Annotated in this window: 16 protein-coding genes; 15 read left to right on the forward strand and 1 reads right to left on the reverse strand. The window is 31.6% G+C overall.

Annotation, left to right across the window (positions count from 1 at the left end; translation table 11 throughout):
• The first annotated feature begins 4 nt into the window (after positions 1 to 4).
• From DM444_RS14005 to DM444_RS14075, 15 genes are all read left to right on the forward strand, one after another.
• The gene (locus tag DM444_RS14005) at positions 5 to 349 is read left to right on the forward strand and encodes a hypothetical protein (RefSeq protein WP_162614968.1); all 345 of its coding nucleotides are present in this window, start codon (positions 5 to 7) and stop codon (positions 347 to 349) included.
• Between the two features lie 91 nt (positions 350 to 440).
• On the forward strand, positions 441 to 893 hold the full coding sequence (locus tag DM444_RS14010) for a hypothetical protein (RefSeq protein ID WP_111287688.1): 453 nt from the start codon (positions 441 to 443) through the stop codon (positions 891 to 893).
• A gap of 277 nt (positions 894 to 1,170) precedes the next feature.
• On the forward strand, positions 1,171 to 1,533 hold the full coding sequence (locus DM444_RS14015) for a hypothetical protein (protein WP_111287690.1): 363 nt from the start codon (positions 1,171 to 1,173) through the stop codon (positions 1,531 to 1,533).
• 241 nt (positions 1,534 to 1,774) lie between these two features.
• Positions 1,775 to 2,935 carry a DUF1624 domain-containing protein gene (locus tag DM444_RS14020; RefSeq protein WP_111287692.1) on the forward strand — a complete coding sequence of 387 codons (1,161 nt, stop codon included), beginning with the start codon at positions 1,775 to 1,777 and terminating at the stop codon, positions 2,933 to 2,935.
• A 115-nt stretch (positions 2,936 to 3,050) separates the two neighbouring features.
• The gene (locus tag DM444_RS14025) at positions 3,051 to 3,608 is read left to right on the forward strand and encodes a hypothetical protein (RefSeq protein ID WP_111287694.1); all 558 of its coding nucleotides are present in this window, start codon (positions 3,051 to 3,053) and stop codon (positions 3,606 to 3,608) included.
• A 35-nt stretch (positions 3,609 to 3,643) separates the two neighbouring features.
• A complete protein-coding gene (locus DM444_RS14030) occupies positions 3,644 to 4,111 on the forward strand; it encodes a DUF1572 domain-containing protein (protein ID WP_111287696.1) in 468 nt (155 codons plus the stop codon).
• A 20-nt stretch (positions 4,112 to 4,131) separates the two neighbouring features.
• The gene (locus tag DM444_RS14035; RefSeq protein ID WP_111287698.1) at positions 4,132 to 4,620 is read left to right on the forward strand and encodes a YegJ family protein; all 489 of its coding nucleotides are present in this window, start codon (positions 4,132 to 4,134) and stop codon (positions 4,618 to 4,620) included.
• Positions 4,621 to 4,695: 75 nt separating this feature from the next.
• On the forward strand, positions 4,696 to 5,175 hold the full coding sequence (locus tag DM444_RS14040) for a hypothetical protein (protein ID WP_162614969.1): 480 nt from the start codon (positions 4,696 to 4,698) through the stop codon (positions 5,173 to 5,175).
• 206 nt (positions 5,176 to 5,381) lie between these two features.
• On the forward strand, positions 5,382 to 6,569 hold the full coding sequence (locus DM444_RS14045) for a hypothetical protein (protein ID WP_111287702.1): 1,188 nt from the start codon (positions 5,382 to 5,384) through the stop codon (positions 6,567 to 6,569).
• A gap of 154 nt (positions 6,570 to 6,723) precedes the next feature.
• Positions 6,724 to 7,050 carry an ArsR/SmtB family transcription factor gene (locus tag DM444_RS14050; RefSeq protein WP_111287704.1) on the forward strand — a complete coding sequence of 109 codons (327 nt, stop codon included), beginning with the start codon at positions 6,724 to 6,726 and terminating at the stop codon, positions 7,048 to 7,050.
• Entirely contained in the window at positions 7,040 to 7,537 is a 498-nt protein-coding gene (locus DM444_RS14055) for an SRPBCC family protein (protein ID WP_111287706.1), read from the forward strand. The genes DM444_RS14050 and DM444_RS14055 overlap by 11 nt, the downstream gene beginning before the upstream one ends.
• Positions 7,538 to 7,588: 51 nt before the next feature.
• A complete protein-coding gene (locus DM444_RS14060; RefSeq protein WP_111287708.1) occupies positions 7,589 to 8,092 on the forward strand; it encodes an SRPBCC family protein in 504 nt (167 codons plus the stop codon).
• Between the two features lie 125 nt (positions 8,093 to 8,217).
• Entirely contained in the window at positions 8,218 to 8,583 is a 366-nt protein-coding gene (locus tag DM444_RS14065; protein WP_162614970.1) for a hypothetical protein, read from the forward strand.
• Between the two features lie 22 nt (positions 8,584 to 8,605).
• Entirely contained in the window at positions 8,606 to 9,475 is an 870-nt protein-coding gene (locus DM444_RS14070) for an alpha/beta hydrolase (RefSeq protein WP_111287712.1), read from the forward strand.
• A 383-nt stretch (positions 9,476 to 9,858) separates the two neighbouring features.
• On the forward strand, positions 9,859 to 11,112 hold the full coding sequence (locus DM444_RS14075) for an outer membrane beta-barrel protein (protein ID WP_111287714.1): 1,254 nt from the start codon (positions 9,859 to 9,861) through the stop codon (positions 11,110 to 11,112).
• Positions 11,113 to 11,175: 63 nt separating this feature from the next.
• On the opposite strand, the gene DM444_RS14080 is transcribed toward DM444_RS14075, so the two are convergent.
• Positions 11,176 to 12,711 (reverse strand): YifB family Mg chelatase-like AAA ATPase, encoded by a 1,536-nt coding sequence (locus tag DM444_RS14080; RefSeq protein WP_111287716.1) that lies wholly within the window; start codon positions 12,709 to 12,711, stop codon positions 11,176 to 11,178.
• Between the last annotated feature and the right edge of the window lie 85 nt (positions 12,712 to 12,796).

Genomic DNA, 12,796 nt, shown 5'->3' on the forward strand with positions numbered 1-12,796 from the left:
AAAAATGAAAAAAGCATACCTTTTTCTAATCCCTATTATTATGCTCTCATGTACCAAAAAATCAACATCGGATCTTCTTTTAGGTGATTGGAAAATGAAAGAATTAATATATAATGATAATGTATCCGACAAAACCACTTTTACAAATGATTCAGTAATTACTGAAATTGACACTGAAGGAAGATTAATTAGAATTACAGGAACTTACAAATTTAATCCAAAAGATAGTACTCTTCAAGAAACTATGAGATATGAAAATGTAAATTATAAAGTTATCAGTATAGATAACGATCACCTCAATTTAGAAGATTCAAGATCAAAGAGAATATTTAAATACATTAGATATTAATAGATAAATCTTAGGAAAGCTTTTTTGAATTAATAAATCTAATAAACTCAAAAAAAACTATTTTTATCTTACCAAATCAATCCCCAAATCCATGAAAATTACAATTACCCTATCAACACTATTCCTACTATTCACAACAAATTTATTCAGTCAAACCCTAGCCGATTTAAAACTAAAACCAAAAGAAATTCCGAAAGGCGGTTATATGGTAAGCGACGGAAATATTTGCATAACGCCACAAGCTTGTAGTTTTTATAATGATATTGAAACTTACAGTAACATTGTTGGAACCGTAAAAAGTAAAGCCATTCAGAGTTTTAAAAGCAAAGGAGATCGCGGTTCAATTATGTATTTTGAATTTGATCACGTTTTTAAAGGCGATCGATTCCTGCAAGGTTTGCTTTGGGGAAAAGACGGCCAGCCAACAGCTGAACATCCAGAAGAATATGTCGCTAAAGGAAGATTCCTGGTTATTTGGAGTTTGCAGCCAGATAGTCCGTTAAGAGAAAAATCAGAAACTAAAGTCGAAGCAATTTTAGAATAAAAAAATCCCGTTTCTTTATTGAAACGGGATTTTTTTATTATTTCTCAAAAGTATTCTCTAATAATGATTAAACATTTTTTCGTAAAAACTTGAACAATAAGTACAATAGATAAAGTAAAAAGAAACCAAAGCCAAGAATTACTATCTGCCAAATAAATAATCCAATCTGAAAATCATTAATTAATTTTTCCATAATTTTATCTTTTTAATGGTTTATTTTCCTGATGTACAAATAAACAAAAAAGTCTTACAATTTTAAAAGTAAAAAATATAAAAAATGAAACCACAAGTTCGAATTCTGTTTTATTCTATTCTATTCTTTTTATACCTAACTCTAACTCAATTTATACTATCATTGGGCGGAGTCTTAAAAACAGATCCTTACATCACTTTAGGCTTTGGTTTTGCAGCTTTAAATCTTATTTATGCATTTTTTGGCTTAAAATGGAAACCGCTTCTCAATATAATTTGCGCTATCGGAATCGCTGCTTTGGCTTTATTTCTGGCTTTGCAGTTTACCAATCTGCATTTGGTTATAGATTATGATCCCTATCAAGTTAAAACTGCCATTTTTGCTAATGCTGTTTTCTCTATTATTTTTTGGGAAATTGTGTATCAGGTGAAGATTAGGAAGTCATAAAAAATCAATATCAATTGCCTCCAGCTTTAGCTGGAGGTAAATAAAAATTTTTCAAATAGGGCTTTAGCCAAACTTATAAGGTTTTGGCTAAAGCCCTATTCTTTTTCTACAAATCCCTCCAGCTAAAGCTGGAGGCAATTCATTTTAAAACTATTTCTTGAAGACTTAGTGTATTTCATTAGCAAAAAACATTTGAAAATAATTTACTAGATTTACCTTTAAGTATTTAAAAATCAAACTCATGAAACGACAGCCATCAATAGACATAGTCCGCGGAATTGTAATGATTATTATGGCGCTGGACCATGTTCGAGATTTGATGCACGTTGATTCGATTACACAAAGTCCAACTGATTTAGCAACTACTTCTCCTTTGTTATTTTTCACACGTTGGATTACGCATTTGTGCGCACCAATTTTTGTTTTTCTGGCAGGAACTTCGGTTTATCTTTCGCTACAAAACAAAAACAATATCACTGAAAAAAGAGCGCTTTTAATCAAAAGAGGATTTTGGTTAATCTTCCTAGAATTTACAATTGTCAATTTCGGATTATTCTTTGATATTGGTTTTCACACACTTTTATTCGAAGTGATAGCCGCAATAGGTTTCGGATTTATCATCTTAGGATTATTACTAAAAATCAGTTCCAAAACACTTGGAGTTATTGGTTTAGTAATTATTGTTTTCCACAACCTTTTGCCACTTATTCCTTTTGCAGAAAATTCGATTATAAAAGCCGTTTTAGCACCATTTTTTAGTCCAATTGTTATTCCGTTTTCTGGAAGAGCATTTGTTATGGGTTATCCTCCAATTCCGTGGCTGGCCATTATGTTAGTTGGTTTTGCAACTGGAAAATTCTTTGCATTAGAAACAGAAAAAAGAAAAAAACTATTTATCAAAATCGGCTTAAATGCTTTAGTCTTATTTGCCATCATTCGATTCGTCAATATTTACGGAGATCCTGCATTATGGACTTCTCAGAAAGATTCTGTTTTTACGTTTTTGTCTTTTATGAATGTTACTAAATATCCGCCTTCTCTCCTATTCTGCTTGGTCACTTTAGGAATTATGTTTCTGCTTCTTGCTTTTGCAGAACAATTTCAAAATGGCATCAAAAAAGTAACTTTGGTTTATGGAAAAACACCTTTGTTTTACTTCGTCGTTCATTTTTATATTATCCATATTCTAACTTTGATTATGCTTTTGGCACAAGGTTTTAATTGGTCGCAATTTGAATTTGCTTCAGGAACTTTTGGAAGACCAAAAAACTTAGAAAGCGGTCTGCCTCTTTGGGCAATTTACTTGATTTGGATTTCTGTTGTGACGATTCTTTACAAACCTTGTCAATGGTTTGGAAAATATAAAGCTGAAAATCAGCATTGGTGGCTAAAATATATTTAGGATTATTATAAATCACTAAAAAGCTGCATTACACTATGTTCTAGAACAAAATAAAAACAATGATTTTCGTACGTATTTTTTTATATTAGCACTTTGAATTTTATCTAAGCCGAATATGAAAATTAGAATTTTACTCCTTTTATCAGTACTTGCTATTTCTTGTAAAAAAGAAGCAAAAACGGAAACAGAAACTCAGCAAATTACTCAAAAAGATTCTTTGGAAATTCCTGTAAAAGAAGAACCTAAAACACAAAAAGGAGATACAATTGTACTTTCAGCAAAACATAAAACCAATAAAATTTTATGCGATCTCGACGGAGATAATTTAGAGGAGACAGTAGAAATTTTCAGAAGTACTAAAAACCAGAAAAGCGGTCTTAAAATCACATACGGAAATAGAAAAAAGATTGATTATTTAGGCTTTGGAAATGGTATTTTGAAACAAGGTTTTGATGAAATTGATTGGGTTGGCATTTTTAAAAAAGCACCTAAAAATGAGATTTACTTTAATAATGTAAACGACGACGGCGAAATTATTGGCGAAGAACAAGTTGCAGAAGAAGACAAAATAAAACTGCCAAATGACGGAATTTTTATCCACGCCGATGAAAGCTGCGGTGGAGGAATTATCTATCTAAAAGATGGCAAATACGAATGGATTCAACAGGAATAAATTGATTATAATTTAACTTCTAAACTATTTTGAATATGAAAAATACAGCAGAAATTGCAAATCGTTTTAGAGAAGTCATTTTAAACGGAACTTGGATCGCAAATACCAATTTTAAAGATCAGCTGGAAAATCTAGATTGGAAAATTGCCGTTAGTCCGATTCAGAATTTAAATACGATTGCGGCTCTCGCACAGCATATTCATTATTACATAAAAGGAATAAATCAGGTTTTTAAAGGCGGAACTTTAGACATAAAAGACAAATTTAGTTTTGATTTCCCGCCTATAGATTCGCAAGAACAATGGGAAACTTTTTTAACTAAATTTTGGAACGATAGCGAAGAATTTGCTTCGTTGGTAGAACAAATGCCCGACGAAAAACTTGACGAAGGTTTTGTGGATATTAAATACGGAACATACAGAAGAAATATCGAAGCCATGATCGAACATAGTTATTATCATTTAGGACAAATCGTATTGATTAAAAAACAATTAATAAACTAAAACCAAACCATAATAGAATAATGAAAACAAAATTTCTAATCCTAATAGCCATTTTTTGTTTAGTGAGCTGTAAAGATTCTAATAAAATTGAAAGAGAAAATGAACCTACAATTTACAATGTAGGAAGTGAAGATGAAGCAATGAATGCGGCAATTCTAAAAGCAAATGAAACTTTAGATGATTTCAATAAAGGACTAGCTGATTTTAAGGCTGACAGTCATGCTTTAAAAGTTAAGTTTTCAAACGGAAAAGATATTGAGCACATGTGGGTTGGCGACATTAAATATATAGATGGCCAATATTCTGGAATTTTAAACAACGATCCAGAATATATTACTGAATATAAAGCGGGAGACAAAATAAATATCGATTCTGGTAAAATTAGCGACTGGATGTATTTGGTTAACGGAAAATTATTTGGTGGCTACACAATTAGAGTTATTCGAGACAAAATGAGCGAAGAAGAACGCCAACAATTTGATGAAGAAAGTGGTATGCTGATAGATTAATTTTACTTAATACTAAATTCAGTTTTATAACTATTTTTTATTATGTCTTTTTAAATTAATAAAATGAAAATGTCGTTGAAAATAGGAAAATTAGGAAAAATAAATTTTATAGTTTTTTTAGTTTTATTTCTCTGTTTTTCTTGTTCAAATAAAACAGAAATCAAAAGCAGTACTATTCCAGATAAAAAGGAACGAGTCCAAAAGTTATTGAAAGAAATTAAATCTGATTCCGAAATATTGGATGCTGAATTTGATTTATTTAATGTTAATGGTTTTAGCGACGATTTTGTCATGATTCCTGGAAGTTCATCTATTGACTATAAGTTCGTTGTAAAAGTGGATCCGAAAAAAATTTCTAATTGGACAAAAGATCTGTCAGAAACAAGTGGAAATATTGGATCTGAAAAATGGACCGTTTCTTTAATTGAAAAAAGAGAAAAGGAATGGAAAACAGCAAGCGAACCTATTTTTTATAAAAGAAAAAGTGATCCTTCCGTTGTCTTCATTATATTTGAAAAGGAAGGAATAATCTACAAACGCATATTAAGACTCTAATTATTAGACTTATAAAAACACAAACTTCTAATCTAGCCCCGATGGAAGCGATATCCTTTTGTGTCGGGGTTCGACACAAAAGATATAGTGGACAGCGGGACAAGAGTTCTTATGAAAACAGCTTTTTCTGCTCCTTAAATAAATTAAAAAAAGGCATAGTTGTTGAAAGTTAAAAAAGATATATTTACACCTTCAAAAAATACACTATGCAAAAAATTACTTTTCTATTTTCTGTATTGTTTTTAGCCTTCTCTTCTTGCGGAGTAAAAACAACTCAATCAATGCTTAGCGACGGAAATTATGACGGTGCAATAGATCGCGCTGTCGAGGCTCTTCGCACAAAAAAGGATTCTAAAGGCAAACAAGATTATGTGTATCTGTTAGAAGAAGCTTTTGCAAAAGCAAAAGAACGCGATTTACGTGATCTAGAAATGCTGAACAAAGAGAATAACCCTGCTAATGCTGAGCGCATTTATAATACTTATTTACAGTTAAATAATCGTCAGGAAAAAATTAGACCAATTTTACCACTTCCTTTATTGAAGCAGGGAAAAAATGCCTATTTCCCTTTTGACAATTATTCTGATGAAATTGTAAACAGCAAAAATGCACTTTCGAAGTATTTGTATGAAAACGCTTCTGCCCTTTTGAAATCGAATAATAAAATGGATTTTAGAAAAGCATATGATGATTTTGCTTATTTGGAAAGCATTAATCCTGGTTATAAAAACACAAAAAAATTAATGGATGACGCTCTTTTTAAAGGAACTGATTTCGTAGATGTTTATGCGAAAAATGAAACCAATATGGTAATTCCGAAAACGCTTCAGGACGATTTATTGGATTTTAAAACTTACGGATTAAATGATAAATGGACGGTTTACCACAGCGCAAGACAAAAAAATGTGGTTTACGATTATAGTTTGATTCTTAGTTTCAGACAGATTGCTATTTCGCCAGAACAAATTAAAGAGAAAGAATTTGTTAAGGAAAGACAAGTTAAAGATGGTGTAAAAACGCTTTTAGACAGCCGAGGAAGACCTGTAAAAGACAGTTTAGGAAAAGAAATTAAGGTTGATAATTACAAAATACTTCGTGCAACGGTATATGAATTCAGACAATTTAAATCTTGTATGGTAACAGCAAAAGTTGATTATGTTGATTTAAAAAGCAATCAGCTTGTTCAGACTTTCCCAATAAGCAGCGAATTTATTTTTGAAAATATTTATTCGAAATATAAAGGAGACCAAAATGCTTGTGAGGAAAATTATATAGGGTATTTTTCTAAACGGGCTGTTCCGTTTCCAAATAACGAACAAATGGTTTATGATACAGGTGAAGATCTGAAAGCCAAGCTAAAAGACATCATTGTAAAAAATAAATTTAGAAAGTAATTATGTAACACGTTTACAGAGAAAAAGGCGCATTTTTGATGCGCCTTTTTTTGTTTACGTTCTTTTCAATTAAAAAAAATCAAGTTTTTGAATTGTGCAACCAAAAAGTTGCGTATATTTGCAACTGATTAGTTGCGAATTTATATCCATAAAAATGAAAAGAGATATTTTTCAGGCAATTGCCGATCCGACGAGAAGGGCAATTTTAGTTTTGGTTTCTTCGAGTGCATTAACACCAAATGCTATTGCGGAGCAGTTTCAAACTACAAGACAAGCGGTTTCTAAACACATTAAAATATTGAATGAATGTGATTTATTGGAAGAAAAGAAATTGGGTAGAGAAATTTATTATCAGCTCAAAATTGATAAAATGAAAGAAATTGATCAATGGCTGGAGCAATTTAAAGCAATTTGGGAACAGCGTTTTAATCAATTGGATCAAGTATTATTAAACTTAAAATCTAAAGAAAATGAAAACTGATTTATTAATGAATTTCTCTGTAGACAAGGAAAATAAAACGGTAAATGTAAAACGTGAATTTGATGCTCCATTGGCAAATGTTTGGTCTGCTTGGACTGAGCCTGAAATTCTAGATTTATGGTGGGCGCCCGCTCCGTTTAAATCTAAAACCAAAAGTATGGAGTTTAAAGAAGGCGGAAAAAGATTGTATGCAATGGTTGGTCCTGATGGTGTGGAACGCTGGAGTTATTTTGAATATTCTTCGATTTCTCCTAAAACAAACTTTAAGCATTCTGCAACGTTCTCTGATGCTGAAGGAAATTCGAATTCAGAATTTGGAAGTTCGTATTGGGATATTTCTTTTTCTGAGCAAGGCGGTTCGACAATTGTTGATATCCACATAAAACGTGACAGTTTTGAAGAATTGCAAAAAATAATCGAAATGGGCTTTAAAGAAGGATTTACTTCTGCAATGCAAGGTTTGGACAAAATCTTAGCCGAAAAATAGAAACCATTTTGACCGAATTAACTATTTAACAAACTTTAAAATCTAAAGAAAATGAAATCAAATCTTTTAATGAATTTTACTGTAGATAAAGAAAATAATACTGTAAATGTAAAACGTGAATTTAATGCATCGTTACCTCAGGTTTGGTCTGCTTGGACAGAAGCTCAAATTCTGGATCAATGGTGGGCGCCCGCTCCGTGGAAATCACGAACGAAAAGCATGGAATTTAAAGAAGGCGGACGAAGATTATACGCAATGGTTGGTCCTGAAGGCGAAGAACACTGGGCACTTGCGGATTATACTTCGATAGATCCGAAGACAAATGTAAAATGGCTGGATGCTTTTTGCGACAGCGAAGGAAATTTAAATACAGAATTTCCACGTTCTGACTGGGATGTTACTTTCTCTGAAAAAGACGGCTCTACTTTTGTTAATGTTGTAATCAAACATGAAAAATTATCTGATTTGGAAATGATTATTCAAATGGGATTCAAAGAAGGTTTTACCATTGCAATGGAAGGTTTGGATACTATTTTTGCTGGAGAAAAGAAATAAAAACAAGAATAAAATTCAATATGTTAAATCCTGTATAGTTGCAGGATTTTTTTTTGTATTTTTCAGTCTTAAAATCAAAACATTAAGTACAAAAAATTATTTTTTAATCGCAAACACAAAACAAAATGATGAAATTCTTTACCGTGCTTTTTTTATTTATTTCATTTACCGTTTTTTCTCAAAACAGATATGAGCTTTCAGATGAAGGAAAAGACAAATTATACCTATCAGATTCTATTGCAAATCTTGTCAAAGCTGGAAAAATCACAGATCGCCCAATGGTTGTTGTTGATGGAATTAATCACCGTTATCAGGATTTAGAAAAAGAAAAACTTGCTCTTTCGAAAATTGAAATTGCCAAAATTATCGCTCTTCAAAAGCAGACTGGGATTAATATTTATGGAAAGTCGGGAGAACCTGGCGTTTTGATTATTACTACAAACAGAAATAGCTACTATAAACCTGTACAAGAGGTAAAACCTGGCTTTTAAATAACATACTCTAAAATATATAATGAATAGATTTTTTGCTCTAGCTTTTTTACTTTTATCTTCAAGTTTAGTATTCAGCCAAAAAAACAAAACAAAAACAACAGAAACATCAAAACTTTTTGTATTGGGTGTTATTGATGAAATTCAATCGAAAGAATTAAACGAAAAAAGAATTCTAAACATTTATCTTCCTGAAGGCTACAATCCTGCTGAAGCAACAAAATATCCTGTTATATATTTATTAGACGGTTCTGCTGATGAAGATTTCATTCATATTTCAGGATTGGTTCAGTTTAATAGTTTTGAATGGATCAATCAGGTTCCAAAATCAATCGTTGTGGGCATTGCAACTGTCGATCGAAGAAGAGATTTTACATTTCCGACTACTGTAGAAAATGATAAAACTCGTTTTCCAACTACGGGTCATTCAGATCAATTTATTGCTTTTATTGAAAAAGAATTGCAGCCTTTTATTGAGAAAAAATATAAGGTCAATGATTCTAAAACGATCATTGGTCAATCTCTAGGTGGTTTACTAGAAACTGAAATCCTACTTAAAAAACCTTCTTTATTTAATAAATATGTTATTGTAAGTCCGAGTCTATGGTGGAATAATGGCTCTTTGCTTGATTTGGATTCTGAAATGTTAAAAGAAAATTTCAATCAGCAAATAGATATTTATATCGCTGTTGGAAAAGAAGGATTGACTCCAACAAAAATTCCGCGTGTCATGGAAGTCGACGCTAACTTACTGTCAGAAAAATTAAAAGGATCTAAAAGTAAAAATGTGGAAGTCTATTTTGATTATTTCCCTGAAGAAAACCATGGAACGATTCTGCATCCAGCGGTTGCCAATTCTTTTAAATTCTTTTATCCGAAGAGTAAAGAATAAAAATAATTCATGTTGTAAAGAATAATCTAAAAAACAATTTCTTTTGTTTAACCAAAAATCATAAGAGAATCCTGTTCTTTTATGATTTTTTTATTTGCCAAATCAAGCAAAAAACAACTAAAAGACAATGCATTATAAAAAAACCATTGCTTGATTTTTACACACATTTATTTCTTAAATAAAAACCAATAAAAAATAAACAAAAATGTGGTTTTCCGTAAAGATTGTACCTGTTTTACAATTTATATTTGGCAAAAAAATAAAAAATTAATTAAAACCATTTTGCCCGCAACAAAGTAACTTTTACATCTCAATTAAAGACTGAAAGAAAAAAATCTTTCAAACACAACCCAAAATAAAACAAATCTTCAACCATTAATTTAATGAAAAAACAAATTTTATTTATTGCTCTAACTTTACTATTAACCCTTAGAAGTTACTCCCAAATTGCATTCGAAAAAGGATATGTTATTACAGAAAACAACCAAAAAACAGATTGTTTAATTGAAAACATGGATTGGAAAAATAATCCAAAAGATTTTAGATATAGATTGTCCGAAGATTCACCTATCATAAATGCAGATACTAAAACTATAAAAGAATTTAGGGTAACTGGTCAGAAAAAATTTATCAGATCTACAGTAAATATTGACCGATCTAGTAAAGATTTGCAAACTATGACCACCGAAAAAAAACCTATTTTTCATTTAGAAACTTTATTCTTGCAAGTTCTTATGGAAGGTAATGCGTCTTTATATCTTTACGATGACAGTACGATAAGACGTTTCTTTTACAAAGTAAATAATTCTGAAGTAAAACAGCTTGTTTATAAAACCTATCTAGTGAGTGACGATAATGATAATACTAAAAACTACACAGATCAAATTGCTAAAAACAACTACTTTAGAGAACAGCTTTACCTTGATTTAAAATGTGACAATATTCAGCAGAACGAATACGAAACACTGACTTATACAAAAAATGCTTTAATGCGTATTCTTGCTAAGTATAATAAATGCACTAATTCTGAATTTGTTGATCTTGAAGTAAAAGAGAAAAAAGACTTGTTTAATCTTACAGTTCGTCCGAGATATAATAACAGTTCATTAACCATGGAAAATACTATATTTGAAGGATTAGATTATGATTTTGGAGGAAAATCAAGTTTCAGTTTAGGGCTTGAAGCCGAATTTATTTTACCTTTTAACAAAAATAGATGGGCCATTTTTATTGAACCAACTTATCAGTATTACAAAGGAGAACAAACTATAGCCAGTTCTGATGTTGTAGGCGGAACTCTTACTGGTAAAGTAGATTACAAATCAATTGAATTACCTATTGGGATTAGACGTTATTTCTTCATCAATGAAAATGTAAAATTATTTGCTAACGGAGCTTTTATAGTAGATTTTAGCAATAATTCTAAAGCAACTGTTACGAGAAAAGATGGTTCTGAATTGAATAAATTAGACGTTAAATCTAGTGTCAATTTCGGGTTTGGCTTAGGCTGCAAATTCATGGATAAATTTAGTGCAGAAGTAAGATTCCAAACTCCAAGAAGACTTTTGGCAGATAATACTAACTGGAGTTCTTCTTACCAAACAACTTCTTTAATTGTTGGATATTCTTTCTTTTAAGATCAATAAAACTATACTTAATATATTGCTAATTGACACCAGTGTCAATTAGCAATATATAATTTATCCCAACCATCCTTCTCTATCCAAACTTCTGTATTGAATCGCTTCGGCAATATGTGAAGAAACAATATTCTCTGAATGATCTAAGTCGGCGATTGTTCTTGAAACTTTCAAAATTCTATCGTAAGCTCTCGCGGAAAGATTTAATCGTTCCATTGCATTTTTTAGCAATTCCTTTGAAGGTTCATCCAAAACACAATATTCTCGAATTAGTTTACTGCTCATTTGTGCATTGTAATGAACATTTTCGACCGTTTCAAATCGTTTCGTTTGAATTTCTCTAGCCGCTGTAACTCGTTTACGAATTTCTACACTGCTTTCTGCTTTTCGCTCGTCAGCTAATTTCTCAAACGGAACTGGTGTAACTTCTATATGAATATCAATTCGATCTAATAAAGGTCCCGAAATTTTACTCATATAACGCTGCATTTCGTGCGGCGAAGAAGTATTCGGCATACTAGGATCGTTAAAGAATCCGCTTGGACTTGGATTCATACTTGCCACTAGCATAAATGATGAAGGATAAGTAATTGTAAACTTAGCGCGTGAAATAGTTACTTCTCGATCTTCCAAAGGCTGACGCATTACTTCTAAAACGTCTCGCTTAAATTCTGGCAATTCATCCAAAAACAAAACGCCATTATGCGCCATTGAAATTTCGCCCGGCTGCGGATAACTTCCTCCGCCAACGAGCGCTACATTTGAAATAGTATGATGCGGACTTCTAAATGGTCTTTGATTCATCAATCCTACTTCTTTTAATTTTCCTGCAACACTATGAATTTTAGTAGTTTCCAAAGCTTCACGCAGTGTCATAGGCGGTAAAATACTCGAAACTCTTTTCGCTAGCATTGTTTTTCCTGCTCCTGGTGGGCCAATCAAAATAATGTTATGTCCGCCTGCTGCTGCGATTTCCATACAGCGTTTAATACTTTCTTGTCCGCGGACATCTGAAAAATCATGCTCAGGAAAATCGAGAGTTTTATAAAATTCAGCTCTTGTATCGATAACTGTAGGCTCAAGCGTTCCTTTGCCTGCAAAGAAATCGACGATTTCTTTTAAATTTTCAACCCCATAAACATCTAAACCTGAAACAATCGCCGCTTCTTTTACATTTTGAATGGGAAGAAAAAAACCTTTATAACCTTCTTCTTTGGCTTTTATTGCAATAGGCAAAGCACCTCGAATTGGCTGAAGACTTCCATCTAAAGAAAGTTCTCCCATAATAATATATTGTTCAATTTCTGGAGCTTTTATCTGATCTGAGCCAACCAGAATTCCCATTGCCAAAGTTAAATCATAAGATGAACCTTCTTTTCGAAGATCGGCAGGTGCCATATTGACTGTAATTTTCTTTCCTGGAAAATTAAATCCATTATTTTTTAAAGCAGCGGCAATTCTAAAACTACTTTCTTTTATAGCATTATCTGGAAGTCCAACTAAATGATAACCAATTCCTTTATCCATATGAACCTCAACCGTAATAGTTGTGGCTTCAACTCCAAAAACGGCACTTCCGTAAACTTTTACTAACATAAATAAATTCTTATAAAAAAGTAAAAGTATTTAATTATGTAGAAAAAATCGCTATTTTTGTAAATATTTTATTACTTTTTTTTTT

Source organism: Flavobacterium ginsenosidimutans (assembly GCF_003254625.1).
In the GTDB taxonomy this organism is placed as follows: domain Bacteria; phylum Bacteroidota; class Bacteroidia; order Flavobacteriales; family Flavobacteriaceae; genus Flavobacterium; species Flavobacterium ginsenosidimutans.

What these genes read in the sequence shown, in the direction of transcription:
- DM444_RS14065 (WP_162614970.1), top strand. Translation starts at nt 8,218, where the DNA reads ATGATGAAATTCTTTACCGTGCTTTTTTTATTTATTTCATTTACCGTT.
- DM444_RS14045 (WP_111287702.1), top strand. Translation starts at nt 5,382, where the DNA reads ATGCAAAAAATTACTTTTCTATTTTCTGTATTGTTTTTAGCCTTCTCT.
- DM444_RS14075 (WP_111287714.1), top strand. Translation starts at nt 9,859, where the DNA reads ATGAAAAAACAAATTTTATTTATTGCTCTAACTTTACTATTAACCCTT.
- DM444_RS14060 (WP_111287708.1), top strand. Translation starts at nt 7,589, where the DNA reads ATGAAATCAAATCTTTTAATGAATTTTACTGTAGATAAAGAAAATAAT.
- DM444_RS14035 (WP_111287698.1), top strand. Translation starts at nt 4,132, where the DNA reads ATGAAAACAAAATTTCTAATCCTAATAGCCATTTTTTGTTTAGTGAGC.
- DM444_RS14050 (WP_111287704.1), top strand. Translation starts at nt 6,724, where the DNA reads ATGAAAAGAGATATTTTTCAGGCAATTGCCGATCCGACGAGAAGGGCA.
- DM444_RS14030 (WP_111287696.1), top strand. Translation starts at nt 3,644, where the DNA reads ATGAAAAATACAGCAGAAATTGCAAATCGTTTTAGAGAAGTCATTTTA.
- DM444_RS14070 (WP_111287712.1), top strand. Translation starts at nt 8,606, where the DNA reads ATGAATAGATTTTTTGCTCTAGCTTTTTTACTTTTATCTTCAAGTTTA.
- DM444_RS14020 (WP_111287692.1), top strand. Translation starts at nt 1,775, where the DNA reads ATGAAACGACAGCCATCAATAGACATAGTCCGCGGAATTGTAATGATT.
- DM444_RS14015 (WP_111287690.1), top strand. Translation starts at nt 1,171, where the DNA reads ATGAAACCACAAGTTCGAATTCTGTTTTATTCTATTCTATTCTTTTTA.
- DM444_RS14055 (WP_111287706.1), top strand. Translation starts at nt 7,040, where the DNA reads ATGAAAACTGATTTATTAATGAATTTCTCTGTAGACAAGGAAAATAAA.
- DM444_RS14010 (WP_111287688.1), top strand. Translation starts at nt 441, where the DNA reads ATGAAAATTACAATTACCCTATCAACACTATTCCTACTATTCACAACA.
- DM444_RS14080 (WP_111287716.1), bottom strand. Translation starts at nt 12,711, where the DNA reads ATGTTAGTAAAAGTTTACGGAAGTGCCGTTTTTGGAGTTGAAGCCACA.
- DM444_RS14025 (WP_111287694.1), top strand. Translation starts at nt 3,051, where the DNA reads ATGAAAATTAGAATTTTACTCCTTTTATCAGTACTTGCTATTTCTTGT.
- DM444_RS14005 (WP_162614968.1), top strand. Translation starts at nt 5, where the DNA reads ATGAAAAAAGCATACCTTTTTCTAATCCCTATTATTATGCTCTCATGT.